Origin of the sequence: Domibacillus sp. DTU_2020_1001157_1_SI_ALB_TIR_016, from assembly GCF_032341995.1 — a bacterium.
Taxonomy (GTDB): domain Bacteria; phylum Bacillota; class Bacilli; order Bacillales; family Domibacillaceae; genus Domibacillus; species Domibacillus indicus_A.
Genome location: NZ_CP135439.1, coordinates 2,841,755 through 2,860,180, shown reverse-complemented (window position 1 = coordinate 2,860,180; position 18,426 = coordinate 2,841,755). Strand labels below are relative to the sequence as shown.

19 protein-coding genes and 1 riboswitch are annotated in these 18,426 nt (G+C 46.2%); of the genes, 15 read left to right on the top strand and 4 right to left on the bottom strand.

Features of this window, described 5'->3' with window-relative positions; all coding sequences use genetic code 11:
* Positions 1-21 precede the first annotated feature (21 nt).
* On the top strand, positions 22-1,083 hold the full coding sequence (locus RRU94_RS22740) for a YheC/YheD family endospore coat-associated protein (protein ID WP_315693124.1): 1,062 nt from the start codon (positions 22-24) through the stop codon (positions 1,081-1,083).
* 265 nt (positions 1,084-1,348) lie between these two features.
* Here the strand turns inward: RRU94_RS22740 and RRU94_RS22735 are convergent, their stop codons facing one another.
* Positions 1,349-1,909: an MEDS domain-containing protein gene (locus RRU94_RS22735; protein ID WP_315693123.1), complete on the bottom strand. Its 561-nt coding sequence runs from the start codon at positions 1,907-1,909 to the stop codon at positions 1,349-1,351.
* 200 nt (positions 1,910-2,109) lie between these two features.
* Here RRU94_RS22735 and RRU94_RS22730 point away from each other — a divergent pair, with 200 nt between their 5' ends.
* Positions 2,110-3,129 carry an STAS domain-containing protein gene (locus tag RRU94_RS22730; RefSeq protein WP_315693122.1) on the top strand — a complete coding sequence of 340 codons (1,020 nt, stop codon included), beginning with the start codon at positions 2,110-2,112 and terminating at the stop codon, positions 3,127-3,129.
* Positions 3,130-3,257: 128 nt separating this feature from the next.
* A complete protein-coding gene (locus RRU94_RS22725) occupies positions 3,258-4,931 on the top strand; it encodes a ribonuclease J (protein WP_315696108.1) in 1,674 nt (557 codons plus the stop codon).
* 32 nt (positions 4,932-4,963) lie between these two features.
* Here the strand turns inward: RRU94_RS22725 and RRU94_RS22720 are convergent, their stop codons facing one another.
* Complete coding sequence (locus tag RRU94_RS22720) at positions 4,964-5,983, bottom strand: C40 family peptidase (RefSeq protein ID WP_315693120.1); 1,020 nt, start codon at positions 5,981-5,983, stop codon at positions 4,964-4,966.
* Between the two features lie 212 nt (positions 5,984-6,195).
* Between RRU94_RS22720 and RRU94_RS22715 the strand changes: the two genes are divergently transcribed.
* The 3 genes from RRU94_RS22715 to RRU94_RS22705 all read left to right on the top strand — a co-directional run bounded on the left by RRU94_RS22715 (position 6,196) and on the right by RRU94_RS22705 (position 8,268).
* Positions 6,196-6,594: a hypothetical protein gene (locus tag RRU94_RS22715; RefSeq protein ID WP_251272091.1), complete on the top strand. Its 399-nt coding sequence runs from the start codon at positions 6,196-6,198 to the stop codon at positions 6,592-6,594.
* A 215-nt stretch (positions 6,595-6,809) separates the two neighbouring features.
* The gene (locus RRU94_RS22710) at positions 6,810-7,478 is read left to right on the top strand and encodes a thermonuclease family protein (RefSeq protein WP_315693119.1); all 669 of its coding nucleotides are present in this window, start codon (positions 6,810-6,812) and stop codon (positions 7,476-7,478) included.
* A gap of 13 nt (positions 7,479-7,491) precedes the next feature.
* Entirely contained in the window at positions 7,492-8,268 is a 777-nt protein-coding gene (locus RRU94_RS22705) for an alpha/beta hydrolase (RefSeq protein WP_315693118.1), read from the top strand.
* A 6-nt stretch (positions 8,269-8,274) separates the two neighbouring features.
* Here the strand turns inward: RRU94_RS22705 and RRU94_RS22700 are convergent, their stop codons facing one another.
* Entirely contained in the window at positions 8,275-8,655 is a 381-nt protein-coding gene (locus RRU94_RS22700) for a ferritin-like domain-containing protein (RefSeq protein ID WP_251272088.1), read from the bottom strand.
* A 112-nt stretch (positions 8,656-8,767) separates the two neighbouring features.
* Here RRU94_RS22700 and RRU94_RS22695 point away from each other — a divergent pair, with 112 nt between their 5' ends.
* Entirely contained in the window at positions 8,768-9,769 is a 1,002-nt protein-coding gene (locus tag RRU94_RS22695) for a quinone oxidoreductase family protein (RefSeq protein WP_315693117.1), read from the top strand.
* 50 nt (positions 9,770-9,819) lie between these two features.
* On the opposite strand, the gene RRU94_RS22690 is transcribed toward RRU94_RS22695, so the two are convergent.
* On the bottom strand, positions 9,820-10,383 hold the full coding sequence (locus tag RRU94_RS22690; protein WP_315693116.1) for a DUF3267 domain-containing protein: 564 nt from the start codon (positions 10,381-10,383) through the stop codon (positions 9,820-9,822).
* A gap of 235 nt (positions 10,384-10,618) precedes the next feature.
* On the opposite strand from RRU94_RS22690, the gene RRU94_RS22685 reads away from it, so the two are divergent.
* From RRU94_RS22685 to RRU94_RS22650, 8 genes are all read left to right on the top strand, one after another.
* A complete protein-coding gene (locus RRU94_RS22685) occupies positions 10,619-11,611 on the top strand; it encodes a zinc-binding dehydrogenase (RefSeq protein WP_315693115.1) in 993 nt (330 codons plus the stop codon).
* Positions 11,612-11,657: 46 nt separating this feature from the next.
* Positions 11,658-11,759: riboswitch (TPP riboswitch) on the top strand.
* Positions 11,760-11,835: 76 nt separating this feature from the next.
* Positions 11,836-13,119 (top strand): acetylornithine deacetylase, encoded by a 1,284-nt coding sequence (locus tag RRU94_RS22680; RefSeq protein WP_410492998.1) that lies wholly within the window; start codon positions 11,836-11,838, stop codon positions 13,117-13,119.
* A gap of 1 nt (position 13,120) precedes the next feature.
* Positions 13,121-13,795 (top strand): thiaminase II, encoded by a 675-nt coding sequence (tenA, locus tag RRU94_RS22675; protein ID WP_315693114.1) that lies wholly within the window; start codon positions 13,121-13,123, stop codon positions 13,793-13,795.
* On the top strand, positions 13,788-14,552 hold the full coding sequence (locus RRU94_RS22670) for an ABC transporter ATP-binding protein (protein WP_315693113.1): 765 nt from the start codon (positions 13,788-13,790) through the stop codon (positions 14,550-14,552). Before tenA ends, RRU94_RS22670 begins: the two co-directional genes overlap by 8 nt.
* Positions 14,552-15,295 carry an ABC transporter permease gene (locus RRU94_RS22665; protein ID WP_315696104.1) on the top strand — a complete coding sequence of 248 codons (744 nt, stop codon included), beginning with the start codon at positions 14,552-14,554 and terminating at the stop codon, positions 15,293-15,295. The genes RRU94_RS22670 and RRU94_RS22665 overlap by 1 nt, the downstream gene beginning before the upstream one ends.
* Positions 15,292-16,302, top strand: coding sequence for an ABC transporter substrate-binding protein (locus RRU94_RS22660; RefSeq protein WP_315693112.1), 1,011 nt, complete (start codon positions 15,292-15,294; stop codon positions 16,300-16,302). Before RRU94_RS22665 ends, RRU94_RS22660 begins: the two co-directional genes overlap by 4 nt.
* A gap of 118 nt (positions 16,303-16,420) precedes the next feature.
* The gene (locus RRU94_RS22655; protein ID WP_315693111.1) at positions 16,421-17,302 is read left to right on the top strand and encodes an alpha/beta fold hydrolase; all 882 of its coding nucleotides are present in this window, start codon (positions 16,421-16,423) and stop codon (positions 17,300-17,302) included.
* A gap of 164 nt (positions 17,303-17,466) precedes the next feature.
* The gene (locus tag RRU94_RS22650; RefSeq protein ID WP_315693110.1) at positions 17,467-18,396 is read left to right on the top strand and encodes an AEC family transporter; all 930 of its coding nucleotides are present in this window, start codon (positions 17,467-17,469) and stop codon (positions 18,394-18,396) included.
* The last annotated feature ends 30 nt before the right edge of the window (positions 18,397-18,426 follow it).

Below are 18,426 nucleotides of genomic sequence, written 5' to 3'. Positions count from 1 at the left end.
ATACAAGTGGAGGTGAAATGGATGGTGATGGTCGGCATGCTGGATTTGGCAGGGCCTGAAAAGCATTTGAAAGCTTATCCTTTTGCTGCGGTAGCAAAAGCGGAGGGGATTGGCTTTTTTTATTTTCAGCCCCAGGATGTAGACTTAGAAACGAAGACGATACGGGGTAAGTTTTATGAAGATGGACAATGGATTGAAAAGCAAACGACTTTTCCGGATGTGGTTTATAATGCAAACGGCCATGTGAAATCGGAAGAAGAACAATTGATCATTGAAGCGTTAAAAGCGCTTATTCCATTTACAAGCTGGTCTGTTGGAAATAAAATGAAAGTTTTTAATAAATTAAGCAAGTCGGCTTTATTCTCTCGCTATCTTCCAGATACGATGGAAGTGAAGGAAGTGGAAGCAGCAATTGATTTTATTCATAAAAAAGAGCAGGTAATCTTAAAGCCGCGAAATGGGCGAAAAGGAAAGGGTATTATCTATGTAAGGCGGATGGAAGACGAATATGAGGTCAGGGGGGACAACGAACAGCAACGGATGTCGAGACGTATGCTGTCTTCCTTATTAACGGACAAAATCCCGGAAAAGTACATTATTCAAACGTTCATTCAATGCAGAAACCAGGCAGGCCTCGTGTATGATTTAAGACTGCATGTGCAAAAAGATGGAACCGGCAGGTGGACAGTTTGCTCGATTTATCCTCGTATTGCGCCTCCCAATAGTGTGAAAGCTAATATTAGCAGCGGGGGCGCTGCCTTGTATATTACGCCTTTTTTAAAGCAGGAGTTTGGCGAAGATTACTTTAATATGCAGCGGTATTTAGAGGTTTTTGCCATATCGATCTCCAAGGAAATGGATAAACTTTATAGACGTTCATTTGATGAGCTTGGTATTGATATAGGAATTGACAGCAGCGGCAAGGTTTGGCTGTATGAGATAAACTGGCACCCGGGGGCTCCTCCTGCTTTTTATCTTGAATTAGACGTGGTAAAAAATTCTTTAGCATACTGTTGTTATCTTGCACATGCGAGCGGTGCCCTACTTTCCTTGAAGTCTGTGAAGATGGATAAACAACGGTAATATGAAATCCTTCGGCAGTTTTGAAACCACATTCATTTTTCCGCAGCACGGCTAATCAAAAAGAACGAAAGAACTGAAAATCAGATTGTTGATTTTCAGTTCTTTCTTGACCAGGGAAAATTCAGGAAAATGGTTTAGATATTTTATGTAAAAGGTGAGAAATAAAGGGATGATCGTTCAATTTTCTCGATCCCGGAGATATGTACTCATAGCAACGAAAGCATAAATAACAAAGAAGGAACACACCTGTATTTAAGGCTTCTTTTTAAGCAGGCAAACGAAGCAGTTCGCCTTGGTCTGTCAGCTTAAAATCGTGAAAGAGAAGAAGTGCCTGCTTTTGAAGGTCTGTCAAGCTTTCCTGGTCATAGGCACATACGCATGAGATGCCCGTTTCTTTTAAAAGCGCGTGTGCGTTACGTTCAAATTCTTCCAGCTGAGCAGAGAAGCCGGTTTGTTTGTTCCACTCTATATGTGACCAGATTCTCTCGGCATAATGATAAATATGTTCTTTATGCTTTTCATTAAAAAAATGATGCTGGGATGGATCTTTCGGATTGAAGATAATAGAAAAAAATTCGAAGTTATTTTGAAAAAGAATGTCATTCATTTGGCTGGCGGACAAAAGAGGCTGCAGGCGGGCTTCAATCAGCCGGCGAAAACGGTCATTCTCAATAACAAGCGTGCGTTTTCCAAGCTGAATGCTCGTTAAAATATAAGCTGCAGCATGGTCAATATAAGCATCAATTTCCTGGAAAAGATAAAATACATGGGCATTTGGGATAGATTCGAACAAGCTGGTTGTTTCTATTTTAGGTTGAACAAGCATATTTTTGTCCCTTCTGCGTTTAAATTAAAATCATTACTTTTGTTTGGATATCGAGATTTTAACATGGGAAAAAAGACATAAACAACTTTAAATACGCTTTTGTAACAGAAAAAGATTCGAAATTGGACACGCTCTTAGACAAAAACTATAATGGGATTACTGTATAAAAAACACGTACTTACTACAAAGGGGCATCATAGATGGCAGCGAATCCACATATTACAATTGGCGGGCTTGAATTTGAGTGGGATTTGGAAAAAGGCAGGTTTATATTTGAAAGAGAAGATGCTGTCCTGTTTTGGATTTCTTCCGCGATGAGAACATTTTTTGATACCATTGAAGAAATTTCTGGTGAAGAAGCATCAAACCTTGTGTTTGAAACAACCGGTTTTCGGCAGGGACTGGTTGTAGGGCAGTATTTTGAAAAAATAAAAGATGTGAATGCGGCACAGGCAGCAGAGTTGATTACCAACACGTACGCATCGGCGGGCTGGGGACGAACGACGATCCAGGATTTGAACTTTGAAGCGAAAACGTTGACCGCTTTTATAAAAGACAGCTGGGAATACAAAATCAACAAAGCACAGGCAAAAAGGCAGGGCGGTAACTATCTTCCTGCTCATTATGCCGGTATTTTCACAGGGCTGTTTGGAGAAAACATCTGGTATGAAGTCGTGCAGGACCAGCTGGATGGGCATGAGCACAGCATTATTAAATATTTTCCATCGGACGTAACCATCTCCAATAATATTCACGAGCTGGCTCGTAAAAAAGAAGCGGAGGAAATTCTTCGGCTGGAAACTATTGTCGAAGAAAAAACAAAAGAGCTGAAAGAATTGGTCAGACAGCTGTCCTCGCCGATTATTCCTGTTCTTGAAGGAATCGTGGTCGTACCGCTTATTGGCAAATATGATGAAGACCGCTCAGAAGAGCTTGTGGTCAAAACGCTCAACAACCTTCCAGCCCATAAAGCAAACTATCTTGTCCTGGATTTAACAGGACTCGATAAAGACATCAGCGGCCATACCGTCAGCTTGATTGAGAAAATTGGCTCTGCCGCTTCCTTGATTGGGACTGAGACAATTCTTGTCGGTATTTCCCCGGAACTTGGCATGGTTATTTCACAGTCAACAATCAACTTGTCTCGATTTGATTGCTTTCAAACACTGCAGCACGGCATTTATTTTGCGCTGGCGCAGCATGGCCGAAAAATCGTTTAACCAGAAAAAAGCGGCGCTTCTTTTGAAGCGCCGCTTTTTTTGGTTAAAATCCTCTTCCTAAAGAAGGGCATAAAAGCGTTCGAACGGGGCACAATTTGGATAATGAGTTCATTGGGGAGGAAGACATGATGAATGCACAGGAAAATACACTATCCATCTTTGCCCTGGGCGGCGTAAATGAAATCGGGAAAAACATGTATGCCGTTCAGTATGCGGATGATATTGTTTTGATTGACTGCGGCTCGAAGTTCCCGGACGAAAGTTTATTAGGCATTGATTTAATTATCCCGGATATTACGTATTTACGCGAAAACGAAGAGAAAATTCGAGGGCTCGTGGTAACGCATGGACACGAAGATCATATCGGGGGCATCCCGTATTTTTTGAAACAGCTGAATGTGCCCATTTATGCGACACGCCTGACAATCGGCTTGATCGAAATTAAGCTGAAGGAGCACGGGCTGCTCGGCGATACCAAGCTGACACCGATTCATTCTGATTCAACCATTGAACTTGGAACCATCCGTCTGACCTTTTTTAAAACAAACCATAGTATCCCGGACTGCTTGGGCGCTGCGTTTCACACGCCGGAAGGAACGGTCGTACATACGGGGGACTTTAAGTTTGATTTGACGCCGGTCAATGATCAGTATCCGGATATTCATAAAATGGCGGGGCTTGGCCAAAACGGGGTGCTTGCTCTTTTATCAGAGAGCACGAACGCAGAGCGGCCGGGGTTTACGCCGTCTGAAAAGCATGTTGGACGGCATATTGAAGAAGCATTCAGTAAAGCACAGGGAAAAGTGTTTATTGCCACATTTGCTTCTAATGTTCATCGTGTGCAGCAGGTAGTGGATGCAGCAAGGAAAACAAACCGCAAGCTTGCACTGTTAGGGCGGAGTATGGTGAATGTCGTGTCGGTCGCCATTGACCTTGGCTATTTAGATATTCCGGATGATATGCTCATTGATGTAGAGGAAATCCACGACTTGGATCCAGAAAACGTAGCAATTCTTTGTACGGGAAGCCAGGGAGAGCCGATGGCAGCTTTGTCCCGACTGTCCAATTCAAAATACCGGCAGGTGGAAATCTACCCGGGAGACACAGTCATCTTGTCTTCATCGCCAATTCCGGGAAATGAACGAAATGTCGCACGCATTATTGATAATTTGTTCCGTCTTGGCGCTCATGTTATTTATGGATCAGGAGCGGCGACAGGGATGCACGTATCCGGCCATGGCTGTCAGGAAGAACTAAAGCTTATGCTGACTTTGATGAAGCCGAAGTACTTTATCCCGATTCATGGCGAATTCAGAATGCTGCAGCAGCACCGGCTGCTGGCTGAGTCTGTCGGTGTCCAGCGGGAGAATATTTTTGTGGTAAACAACGGAGATGTTGTAGATATCAACCAGTCTGAAGCCCGTCAGACACGGAGAATCCCGGCTGGAAACATTTTTGTGGATGGTCTTGGGATTGGGGATGTTGGCGATATTGTACTGCGCGACCGCAAACAGCTTTCCGAGGACGGCATGCTTGTGATTGTGATTACTTTAAGCAAAGCGGAAAACAAAATTGTCTCAGGACCTGATACGATTTCACGCGGGTTTGTGTATGCCCGCCAGTCAGAGGATTTATTGAATGAAGTAAACCAGATTGCAGCAAGTACGATTCAACGGTTGCAGGAAGCTGAAGTGACCCAATGGAAAGTGATGAAGCAAAACTTAAAAGAAACGGTTGGGAAGTTTTTGTACGCTCAAACAAAAAGGCGTCCGATGATTGTCCCTATTATTATTGAAGTGTAAAAAACATCCCCGGCAGAAAACCGGGGATGTTTTTATTGAATGTAACGGCGTGCGCCTGCATACTCCTGTTTGTATGGAGCAGTATTCATGGAAATAATTTCAATCCGCTTGCCGGCTTTTGGAGCATGGATCATCTGGCCGCTGCCGGCATACATGGCGACATGATGAACACGTCCTTTGCCATTATTATAAGCAAAAAACAGCAGGTCGCCTGGCTGAAGAGCGGATTTTGCCACTGCTTTGCCCGCTTTTGCCTGTTCGGACGCATCACGTGGAATGCTGATGCCGTGATACCGGTAAACCGAAGAAGTGAATCCTGAACAGTCAAAGCCGTAAGCCGACATCCCCGACCATAAATATGGAAGGCCGAGAAACTGTTTTCCTGTTGCCAAAAGCGTAGACCCGGTTGGTTTCGGAATGTTTGGAACTGCATCAAGCACCCGGATGTCGCTTTTCTTAAGCCATTTGGCGCCATTTGCCGGAGTCATAACTTGTACCCAGTTCGTTTCTGATTTAATAATCGGCAGTTCTGTATTAAAGCTGATTTCCATAAACGACTGTTTCTTATCATGAAACAAAAAAGCGGTCTTGGATTTTACCCATGCCGTCTGGCAGCCCTCGTAAGCAGCAGGCTGTGTGGTAAGTTGTGATTTAGGCAGCCAGCCTGGATAACCTTTACTGTTTTTGGACGTGAGCTGATCTTTCACAGCTACTTGTGCCCAGCTGCCGCTTGTTTTAAGCACAGTGACTTCCTGGCCATACAAGGCCTGTGTTTCTGCCCTTCCAGTAAGCCAAAGACGGTCTTTCACAGTGGACATGTTCGCTGTCCAGTCCCGCATGTTGACAGGATTTGAGAGGGACGGCTGATCTATCTTTCGTTTTGCACTCGTATCTTTCCAGAGCGTGGCAACAGATACATTAATATATGTTTTGCTGGCGGCTTTTTTTGTATAACAAGCAGTGGCAGGTTCAGCGGCTTTTGCAGCGGGAGATACGAGTGATAAAGCCATTACGCAAAGCATGATCGCTATCATCACCTTTTTGAAGGTCATATCTTAAAGCTCCTCTATTATATGGTATTTGTTGTCATGACTATATCATGATTTAAGAGAGTTGTTAATAGAATTTTTGTGTCAATATGCCCACGTCAGAGCATTTAAGATTATTCATAGTATATGTACCTCAGACAGAGAGGTTGAATGGAAATTGACTGATAGGCGCCTGCATCATGTATAATAGAGATGATTAAAAAGGAGGCGTTTGTATGGGAAAACAGTTACCAGTAGCAGAACAGGTGCTTCTTGCTTATTACGTACAGTATTATTTAGAGAACAAGCCGGATGTCATGTACGAGCTGCATGAACGGATGAGTGAGAATATGAAGCCGGCGGTTTATGAGATTGCCATGAACGACTTGTTTGACCAGGGGCTTATTAATGGCCTGGCAAAAATCCGTCATTACTATGAAACGGACGGGCATGTAATCAAGCCGATGATTACAAATGAAGGCATTTTATATATTAATAACATACTCAATATTCAGTCGTATGCAAGTGATGATAATAAACTTCAATATGTGCAAAATAGTTTGTCTACAAGCGGCCTCGAGCTGTCTGTTCCGGTTATTGCCGACTATATCCAGGAAGCAGCTGCCCGAAAATAATGCGAGAGTGTAGACAAACTAAGAAAGCAGGCTGATTGAAAACGCCTGTCTTTCCAGGAACGCCGCCGGCTGGGAAGCGGAGTGCCCTTTTCGGGGTCATGAGCATTCGCAGACGGCAAGTGACGCCGAAAGCGGGCGTTTGCGGGCAGCCTAAAACCTCTTTCAAAGAGGTTTTTTTTGTAGAAGTTCAAGCAGATAGAAAAGAGGATTAAAACGTGAAAAGAAAGGTGACACTGATTCTATGTTCAGCCGCAGCTTTCGTTCTGTCAGCCTGCAGCTTAGAAGATGTGAACGATGTTCTTGAAGTAACAGAAGATGTATTAACAGCGATTGAACAAGAAAATGAGCAAACAGAAACGAATATCGATGAGGCAGAGGAGCCGGTTAATGAAGCAGGCAGCATTCTAAAAACAAAAGGAGTAATGGAGCCGATACCGGCAAAGCTCGTCCGCCCGGTTGACGGTGACACCGCTGTGTTTGCTTTTGACGCGGACCGTGACGGGAAAGAAGAAGAATTCAGTGCCCGGTTTCTGCTTATTGATACACCAGAAACCCGTCATCCGCAGCTGGGCAGGCAGCCGCTCGGTGAGGAAGCAAAGGAGCGGACTGCAGAATTGCTCAAAGGCGGAGATATTACGATCGAATTTGATATTGGACAGCGTCTGGACAAGTACAATCGAATATTAGTGTATGTCTATGTGAATGGAAGAAGCGTACAGGAAACGCTTCTTGAAGAGGGGTTGGCGCGAGTGGCTTATGTATATCCGCCAAATACACGCTATCTGGATGAGTTTGAAGCGAAACAAGAAATAGCCAAGAAAAAGAAAAAAGGTATCTGGTCTATGGATGACTATGTGACCGAGCGTGGATTCAATTCAAAATAAGGGAGGAAGCAGAATGATTCACCTGTGGGAAGAAGAAATTCCTTTTAAGCTTGAGGGAGAGGAAACACCTTCTATGATGGCTTATCCAGCTGGGGATAGTACAGCGCCGGCTATGCTGATTTTTCCGGGAGGAAGCTATGCGAGAAGAGCTGACCATGAAGGAGAACCTGTCGCAAAGTGGCTGAACGGTCTTGGTATTCATGCCTTTGTTGTTCATTATCGAACAGCACCTTACCGTCATCCCGTTCCGCTTTTGGATGCTTCCCGCGCCATTCGTCTTGTCCGGCATCATGCAGTGTCATGGAATGTAGATCCAAACCGAATTGGCGTGCTCGGTTTTTCGGCGGGAGGCCACCTTGCCTCAACGCTTGCCACTAAATACGATCAGGGAATAGCAGATGCTGCTGATCCCGTTGAACAGCAGCCGTCTCGTCCGGACTTGCTCGTTTTAGGTTATCCCGTTATTACATTCGGCGAGCATCGCCATGAAGGATCGATGGAAAATCTGCTTGGACCCGGTTCATCGGGTGAACAGCGGCTGTTTCTATCGAATGAGCGGCACGTAACGAAAGAAACGCCGCCTTCCTTTTTATGGCACACAGCAGATGATGAGCCGGTCCCCGTGGAAAACAGCTTATTATTCGCGGCTGCATTGAGCCGGGCTTCGGTTCCCTTTGATTTGCACATCTTTGAAAGCGGCCGTCACGGACTTGGTCTTGCTGAGGATTATAAGGAAGTGTCTAAATGGGCGTCTATATGTGAAAGCTGGCTTCGCAAGCACGGTTTTTAAAAGAGATTATAAAAAAGATAGAAACCAAACCGCATGGCGCTGTTCATCGGCCGCCGCCCGGTTAAATACTTTTTTCACGTAAGGAAGATGAGTGGAATCGGCTATGTCCTGATAAAACTCAGACGTTTCCTGTTCGTCCTTAAAAGCCCGCAAAATGCCTTGCTTGAATGTTTTAGGAAAGGGTTCGGCACATACAGGAGAAGGAGCGTTTCCGGTTAACGCATGATAAAGGGAGGAGAATGTTTCTAAATGCCGGACTTCATCCGTGCGAATGGCTAAAATTCTTTCTTTCTGAGAAGGCGTTGAAGCCATATCTGCCAGCTTCTCATAAATGTGAATGGCTGTATATTCTCCATTGATCGCTTTTGTGAGTTTCTCGGTCAGCATCACAAGCACATCCTTTTCAGCAGCGTAGTGCTATATCGTATGCAGAGGTATGTTTTCTTGTTAAAATGGACGGGTAAACGCAGAAAAATGTCGAACAAAGGAGGAGAATGCAATGAAAGCCATGTTACTGCAGGAAACAGGCGGACCGAACGCGCTAAAGTGCGTGGAAGTAGAAAAGCCGTCTGCGGGCAGCTGGGAAATTATTGTGAAGCTGAAAAATGCTTCCTTAAACCGGCGTGATGTTTTCATTACATATGGCATGTACCCGGGTATGAAGCTGCCGGCTGTTCTTGGAGCAGACGGAGCAGGTATCGTAGAGTCCGTGGGAGACGGTGTGGAAAGTCTGCGGGCAGGGGATGAAGTTGTCATCAATCCAGGCCTTCAATGGGGAGATGACATTCGATTCAATCAGCCGGACTTTCACGTTCTCGGCATGCCTGCAGATGGAACCTATGCCGAATATGTAAAAATCTCATGCGAGAATGTGTATAAAAAGCCGGCTTACTTAACATGGCCGGAAGCAGCGGCTCTTCCGCTTTCTGCCCTTACGGCTTACCGGGCACTCATTACGCGCGGAGAACTGAAAAAAGGCGATACGGTCTTCGTCCCCGGCATTGGCAGCGGTGTAGCTTTATTTGCTCTTCAAATTGCTGTTGCAAAGGGAGCGCGTGTATTTGTTTCGTCAAGTAATGATGAAAAAATCGAACGGGCTAAACGAATGGGTGCAGCCGGCGGCATCAACTACCGGAGTGAGGGCTGGGCCAAAGCATTAAAGAGCGAAATGGGCGGCGCCGACTTGATCGTTGATGGGGTTGGCGGGGAAACCTTTAACCGTTTAATCGACCTTGCCAAGCCGGGAGGCCGGATTGTAAGCTTTGGTGCTACAGCGGGTCCAGTGCCCCAGCTCGTTTTGCCCCGCGCGTTTTTTAAGCATCTGGATATACGTGGAACCACAATGGGCAGTCCACAGGAATTTGCCGATATGCTGACATTATTTGAACAGGAAAAAATTCATCCAGTCATTGATAAGCATTTTCCGCTTGAAAAAGCTGCGGAAGCTCTCGGCTACATGGAAAATGGCGATTCATTCGGAAAAATCGTACTTGATATTTAATGACCGCATATCGAAATGCATTAAGCTGGAAAGCAAAAGTGGGCAGCTCCTCAAGAAGGACTGTCTATTTTTTGATTAAAAATATACAAAATTGGTTTGTGAAGATGGTCAAAAACGAACGCATTTTTAGGTACACGGCGCAGCTGCCCGTACATAGAAAAGTCACCTGCAGCTCCCCCGATTAAAAAAGCAGAAACGGTCATAAGAGAAGCACTGTTCAGCCAAATACCTATTACAAACGGAAGCAGCCCGGTCAGCCAAAACGGGAGCAGGAGCGCTTTTTTCATAGCGCGTGCCGGCAGCATTTTTTTCGTGCCCGCATACGCAACACCAAGTTCCCGGTTCACTCCGTATACAAGATCTTCACGTTTGCATTTTCCCCAAAGTTTAAACCCGATCAAATGACAAATTTCATGAAGCACAATAAGGATGGCGTAAAGAATGAGCCATAACAGGATACCAAGCATGGAAAAGGAAAAAAAGCTTTCTCCGTGAAGCATGACAGCGGCAAAACTGCCGATCAGGACGAACAGAAGAGTCAGCACAAGTGCCCAAATGTGAATCCTTTTCATATTCAGCTCAATCACATAATCTGGTTTACCCGGGAGATTCATTGTTATCCTCCTTTGATCGTCTGCTATTTGTGAGCGGTCTGTTCATATAGCTCCTCCATCGACCGGTTTAACACGGGAGTAACTGCGAAAAAAAACGAAAGTTAAAAGATCTATTACGATTTCTTTCATTCTGTTGTCTCTTTTTGCGAGCCTGATTACCAAAACACAAAAAGCCAGTCTCTATCTATGTATATGTTAAAATCATACCATATAGATAAAATGAAGGGGGAATTTGATGAAAGCCATTCTGCACGCAGGAAAACCAGGTCTGTCAGGCGTTTCAGCCGGTCAGATTGAAAAGCCGGTACCCGGACCGGGAGAAGTACGTATACGGTTAAAAGCCGCCGGCTTAAACCACCGCGATCTTTTTGTACTGCACCGTCATAAAGAAACAGAGCCGCCGCTTGTAATCGGATCAGACGGTGCCGGCATTGTAGATGAAGTGGGTGCTGGCGTAACCATAGTCCAAACTGGCGATGAAGTGATTATTAACCCGGGATTGGGATGGCCGGATAAAAGCGACGCCCCGCCGGAAGGCTTTGAAATTGTCGGTCTGCCTTTTCATGGAACATTTGCCGAGTTTATTACGGTACCGGCAGAAAATGCTGTACCGAAGCCGGCTCATTTGTCGTGGGAAGAAGCGGGTGTCCTGTCGCTCGCTGCCTTGACTGCTTACCGTGCTCTTTTTACAAGAGGAAAAGTAAAGCCGGGCATGACCGTTTTTATTCCCGGGATTGGCAGCGGAGTGGCCACTTTCCTATTGCAGTTTGCCAAAGCGGCTGGTGCTATAGTGTATGTAACATCCCGGTCAGAGGAAAAGCGCCAAAGAGCATTGAAACTCGGTGCGGACAAGGCGATCGATTCAGCTGCTGATTGGCGTGAAGCACTCGGAGGAGAAAAAGTGGATCTGGTGATCGAGTCTGTCGGAGCCGCGACTTTTAACCGGTCACTTGAGCAGTTAAAAGCAGGCGGCACCATTGTGACGTTTGGCGCTTCTGCCGGCGATGAAGTGATGATCAATTTGCGTACATTTTTCTATGGACAGTTTAATATGTACGGCTCCACGCTTGGGAGCGGAGAAGAAATGAGAGAAATGCTCGCGTTTATTGAAACTCACAATCTGCGTCCGGTAATGGACCGGACCTACACGCTGGACCAATTTAAAGACGCATTCATCCGAATGGAAAGAGCCGAACAAATTGGTAAAATTGCATTTGCTATTGAATGAGATGCTTTAGTGTGATAAAACTAGTATCAAGATCAAATTAAATAGGAATCACCGCTGGGGGTGCCTTCGGGCTGAGAGAGGCGAGCTGCCTTAACCCTTAAAACTTGATCCGGTTTGTACCGGCGTAAGGAAGAGGTGTTTTGACGCTTTATGTCCGATATGTCATCACAACCGTTTCTTCCATGAGAAGAAACGGTTTTTTTGTTTGGGAAAGGAAGAGAGCTGTGAAAGAGACGATCGAAGAAATACATAAACAAATAGATGAACGAAAAGAAGAGCTGGTTGAACTGCTGAAAACGTTAATTTCGTTTCGGACACCGGCACCGCCAGCCCGCAATACAGAAGAAGCCCAGCAGTTTGTTGCCCGGTTTTTGAGCACAAAAGGCTTTGGCATTGACAAATGGGATGTATACCCAGGGGATCCGAATGTGGTGGGTACGTTAAAGGGAACAAACAGCGAAGCTTATAAAAGTCTCATTATAAATGGCCATATGGACGTGGCAGAAGTAACGCCGGATGAGAAATGGGAGTCAGACCCGTTTACGCCAATCGTAAAAGAAAATGCTGTGATCGGACGCGGAGCGGCGGATATGAAAGGCGGCCTGGCCGGGGCGCTGTTTGCCATCCAGCTTCTTCATGAAGCGGGCATAAAGCTTCCGGGTGACTTGATCGTTCAATCCGTAATCGGCGAAGAAGTCGGCGAAGCTGGAACGCTGGAGTGCTGCAGGCGCGGCTACAATGCTGATTTTGCGCTTGTAGCTGACACGAGTGAACTGCACATTCAGGGACAGGGCGGTGTCATCACCGGCTGGATTACGCTAAAAAGTGACCAGACCTTTCACGATGCTACACGGCGGCAGATGATTCATGCAGGCGGCCGGCTGATGGGTGCGAGCGCTATTGAGAAAATGACAAAAATCATCCACGGCCTGCAGGAGCTTGAACGGCACTGGGCGGTAATGAAAAGCTATCCGGGCTTTCCGCCGGGAACGACGACAATCAATCCAGCGGTGATCGAAGGCGGACGCCATGCTGCTTTTATTGCGGACGAATGCCGTCTATGGATTACGGTTCATTTTTATCCGAATGAAACGTACGAAAGTGTAGCGCAGGAAGTCGAAGAATTTATCGGAAACATCGCCAAAAGCGATTTGTGGATGCAGGAAAATCCGCCGCGGTTTGAGTGGGGCGGTACGTCTATGATTGAAGACCGGGGCGAAATTTTCCCTTCGTTTGAGGTGGATCCTCACCATGCGGCTGTCCATGCACTGATGGATGCACATCAAACGGTTTTTCATGAAAAGCCTGTACTCGATGTGTCCCCTTCTGTAACGGACGGCGGCTGGCTGGCAGATGCCGGGATTCCAACGGCTATTTACGGACCCGGCGCGCTTCGTCATGCGCATGCGGTGAACGAACAGCTCGACATTGATGAACTCGTTCGCTACACAAAAGTGATGGCGGCGTTTATTTACAATTGGACACATCAAAAGAAAGGAGAGCGCTGAAATGAAATTTAGTGATCATTTGCGGGAAAAATGCCTGCCGATTTGGAAGCAAAACCATCAGCATCCATTTGTGCAGGGAATGGGAGATGGAACGCTTCATCCCGACCGGTTTCGTTTTTACATGGTGCAGGATTATTTGTATTTAATTCAATATGCGAAAGTGTTTGCGATTGGAGCAGTGAAAGCGGAAGATGTGGCGACGATGGGCCGGTTTGCCGCACTTTTAGACGGAACGTTAAATGAAGAAATGGCTCTGCACCGGCAGTATGCTGCGCGTTTTGGCATTACAGAAGAAGAGCTTGAAGCGGCAAAGCCGTCGCCGGTTACACTTGCTTATACGCATTACATGCTGCACGCGGCTCAAAATGGAACGCTGGCGGATGTGATGGCGGCTGTACTTCCGTGTGCCTGGAGCTACTGGGAGATTGGCAAGGAATTAAGTAAACGGCCGGGCGCTGCAGACCATGAGCTGTACGGTGAGTGGATTCGGATGTATGCTTCCGAAGAATTTGGCCAGCTTGCCCAGTGGTGCATTGATTTAATGGATGAGCAGGCGGATGGAAAGTCGGAACGGGAGCGTGCACGGCTTGAGGACATTTTCCTAAACACGACCCGGTTTGAATACATGTTTTGGGACATGGCATACAACGGAGAAATGTGGCCTGGCGATGCGTAAGCCGGTTCTCCAGTTTCAGGATGTGTCGTTTTCGTACGGCGGCAAAAAATCAATCCTTGATCAGTTGAATATGACGGTGTACGACCGTGAATTTGTGACGATTATTGGAGCGAGCGGCTCCGGCAAAAGCACTCTGTTTCGGCTTATTACCGGGCTGGAACAGGAGGAGACGGGTGCTGTTTGGTTAAATGGAGAGCAGTTCAAAAGCCGGCATGGCCGTACCGGCTACATGCCGCAGCAGGACTTGTTAATGCCGTGGCGGACAGTGCTTGAAAATGCGTCGGTTCCGCTTGAGCTGGCCGGCATATCCAAAAGAGAAGCAGCCAAACGCATTATACCGCTGCTGGATGAGTTTGGCCTTGAAGGATCAGCAGACAAATATCCGTCTGAACTGTCCGGCGGTATGCGCCAGCGTGTATCCTTTTTACGCTCTGTTTTGACCGGTTCCAATATTCTGCTTCTTGATGAGCCGTTCAGTGCATTGGATGCCATTACACGCCTGTCCATGCAGGAGTGGCTCCTGGATCAATGGGAACAGAGGGAGAAAACCATCCTCTTTATTACCCATGACGTGAATGAAGCGCTGTTTTTATCGGACCGGATTTTTATTTTCCGGGATACACCGGTCCGTGCCCTTGAGGAAGTAGCGGTTCCGCTTGGCCGCCCAAGATCGCAGCGGGATTTAAATGATCCGGCTGTAATAAAGCTGAAAAATGACTTGATTGACCAGCTGCGGAACGGGGTGAAAAAGCTGTGATGAAGAAATATGTACCTGCCCTGCTGATTGTGCTTCTCTTATTCGGCTTATGGGAGCTGGCCGCACGCCTGGTGAATCTTCCGTTTATTTTTCCGTCTCCGTCCGGTGTAGCGGTTCGTTTTTGGGAGCTTCGGGAAACACTTTTTCTAGAGCATCTGCCGTCTACACTGTCGATCATTTTAATCGGACTTGCCATCTCGATTGTGCTTGGCGTGGCGCTGGCGGTCTGGATGGCAGCAAGTGAAACGGCAGAACGGGCTTTTTATCCGATTGTGATTTCATCGCAAATGATTCCAACCATTGCACTGGCACCTATTTTTATCTTGTTTTTCGGCTATGGGATCTGGAGCAAGGTCGTGGTAACAGTGCTCATTACCTTTTTTCCGATCACGGTCAATACATTTGACGGTTTAAAATCCAGCAGTAAAGAGCTGCGTGAATTGATGCTCACCATGGGTGGAACAAAAAAGGATATTTTCTTTAAAGTGCAGGTGCCTTCTGCAAAGCCGCACTTTTATTCAGGGTTAAAGGTTGCGGTTACACTAAGCGTGATTGGTGCGGCGATTGGTGAATGGCTCGGAGCACAGGCCGGGCTTGGCTACTTCAGCCGCCGCATGATGACCCAGTTTGATGGAGCGGCTGTTTTTGCGCCTGTTGTGCTGCTCTCGATTGTAGGCATTGTGTTGTTTGTATTAGTTAAACTGCTTGAAAAGCGGTCAATGAAATGGAGGAAAAACGAATGAAAAAATGGATAGCGGGTGCTCTTGCTGCGGTTATGCTCGCAGGATGCGGAGCCAATGAAGAAAAACCAAAAGAAACAGCAGAAGAGGGCGGCCGAAAGGAGATGCAGGATGTCAGCATTATGCTGGACTGGTATCCAAATGCCGTACACAGTTTTTTATATGTAGCGAAGGAAAAGGGCTACTTTGAAGATGAAGGCATTAACCTGGACATTCAATTCCCGGCAAATGCGACAGACCCGATTGGAATGGCCGCGTCTGATCAAGTAACAATGGCCATTACGTATCAGCCGGATGTAATTGTAGCGCGTACTGAGCAAAATGTTGGTGTGAAGTCAGTCGGCGCCATTGTACGGGAGCCGTTGAACCGGGTTGTGTCGCTTGCAGAAAGCAATATTAAATCGCCAAAAGACTTGGAAGGCAAAACAGTTGGCTACACAGGAATTCCGCTGAATGAATCGATTGTGAAAACGATGGTGGAGAAAGACGGCGGCGATCCGTCGAAAGTAGACTTAGTGGATGTCGGCTTTGAATTAAACGCATCTCTTATCAGCAAAAAAGCGGATGCAGTGGTAGGGGCTTATATTAACCATGAAGTGCCGCTGTTGGAATTTGAAGGGTACAAAACCGCTAATTTTGATTTGACTGATTACGGTGTGCCGTCTTTTTATGAATTAATTGCTGTGACGAGCGATAAAACATGGAAAGAAAATCCGGAATTGATCGAAGCATTCTGGCGTGCAGCCGAAAAAGGATTTGAAGATGTGAAAAAAGATCCGGACGGCGCATTGGATATTTTAATGGCGAACCAGGAAAAAGAAAACTTCCCCCTTGAAGAAAAAGTGGAAAAAGAAAGCCTGGATATTTTGCTGCCGCTTATGGAATCAGAGCAGGGCTTTGGCTATCAGGAAGAAGAAACGTGGCAAAAAACAGCCGATTGGATGGAGCAGGCAGGATTGGTTAAAGGAAAACCAGCTGTCGATGAACTGTTTGTGAACATGCCTGAATAAGAAAAGAAGAGCTGTCCGGAAAACCGGGCAGCTTTTTCTATTCTCTCTTTGCATATTTAGGCAGTGAAGGGGAATGAAAAAAGAGACGAAGAAACATTCGCGGAAAGGAGTGAAGAAGGTGGATACATATGGATGGAAGAAGCATCTTATTAGGGTAAATGGAATCGATCTTTACACCGAAATGGCCGGGCCGGAGAATGGAGAGCTTGTTTTATTGCTGCACGGATTCCCGGAATGCTCCTATGGCTGGAAGAAGCAGGCTGATGCTTTGGTGGAGCAAGGCTATCGGGTGGTCGTGCCCAATATGCGGGGCTACTCAAAAAGCAGCAAGCCTGAGCCGATCGATGCGTATACACTCGATGTGATTGCGAAAGACATAATAAACCTTATTCAATTTTTCGGCTGTGAAAAAGCTCTTGTGGTGGGTCATGACTGGGGAGGCATTGTCGGCTGGTTTTTAGCTTCTGTTTATCCCGATTTTGTACAAAAGCTGGTCATTTTGAATGTGCCGCATCCAGCTGTTTTTGTCAAAACCGCTCCATTTTATCCCCTTCAATGGCTCAAAAGCGCTTATATTTTCTTTTTTCAGCTTCCGTTTCTGCCGGAATGGCTGCTCAAGCGAAATGAGTACAGCCTGCTCGAAAAGCTGATGAAAGCAACCGCCCATCCAGGAACCTTTGATGAGAAGGATATGCGGGTGTACAAAGAAGCATGGGCGGAAAAAGGGTCCGTTACAGCGATGCTTAATTGGTATAGAGCGATGCGGCATCAAGATTTTTTCGATATTTCAGCTCCCGGACCGGCTGTGCCTGTACGGATGCTATGGGGCCGAAAAGACGCGACGTTGTCTCTTATACTGGCCAAGAAAAGTGTCGAGCAATGTGGGAACGGGCAGCTTGTGTTAATAGATGAGGCAACTCATTGGCTTCATCATGAATATCCTGAAATTGTAAGTGCATGGATCAGCCGGTTTTTAAAAGAAGAAGCATCCGGATCATAAACAATATGAACAAAAAGAATAAAATAGCAATAACCTGTTCCTTCATAATGTACTATGTTACTCTTGTTTTATCCCCTGATGTGAACAGAAGTGGATCACATCCCCAGGGAAAACGGAGCGCCGCGCTCCGTTTTCTTTTTTGACAAGATGGAGGCGTTTTCAACATGTTGGTTTTCGCTAGTGTGTTCCTTCAAATTATTTTACCGATGTTTTTACTCATCGCTGCGGGAGCTGTTCTGCACCGGAAGTACACGCTGCATATGCCTACTTTATCAAAGCTTACGATTAACTTTTTTCTGCCGATGGTTTGCTTCGTCAATATATATGAAACGGAATTATCGGGCAAAACAGCTGGGATTGTTTTTGCCTATTTGCTGTTGTTCAATGGACTTTTAATTATGGCAGCGCTCCTTATTTCCAAGCTGGCCGGTTTTGACCGGAAGCTGTCCTCAAGCTATCAAAACAGCGGAGTGTTAAGCAATTCCGGCAATTATGGGCTGCCGGTAAGCGGTCTTGTCTTCGCGGCGAACCCGCTCGGTTTGTCGGTTCAGATTATTATCTCGATTTTTCAAAACCTGCTCACCTACACGTGGGGGTTTTACAATTCCGTTTCTGCTTCTGCCCAAGGTGAGAAAGTATTAAAAAAAGTGTTGAAGCTGCCAGTGCTTCATGCTCTTGTGGCAGCGGTTATCTTGAAGGCGGCCGGTGTGACCGTCCCTTCTTTTTTATGGTCGCCCATTCAGAACGCCTCTAACGCATTTTTGGCAGTGGCTCTTCTTACATTAGGCGCCCAGTGTGCGTATATGAAAATTACTTCTCTTTCAAAGCCGCTTGTGCTGGCTGTGTTTACCCGGCTTTTTCTGTCTCCCGCAATCGGGCTGCTCGTGATTACAATCTTGAATGTGCATGGCACGCTGGGACAGGCTATGTTTATTGCCAGCTCGTTTCCGACTTCGCGGAATAGTGCGCTTTTGGCACTTGAGTACGATAATTATCCTGAATTTGCTTCTCAAGCGGTGATCGTTACGACGATACTGAGCAGCGTTACGGTCGCTGTTGTCATTTATTTGGCCAAAATATGGTTCCCTGCGTAAGCGCTGTTTTTTTCAAACCGCGCTCTTTTT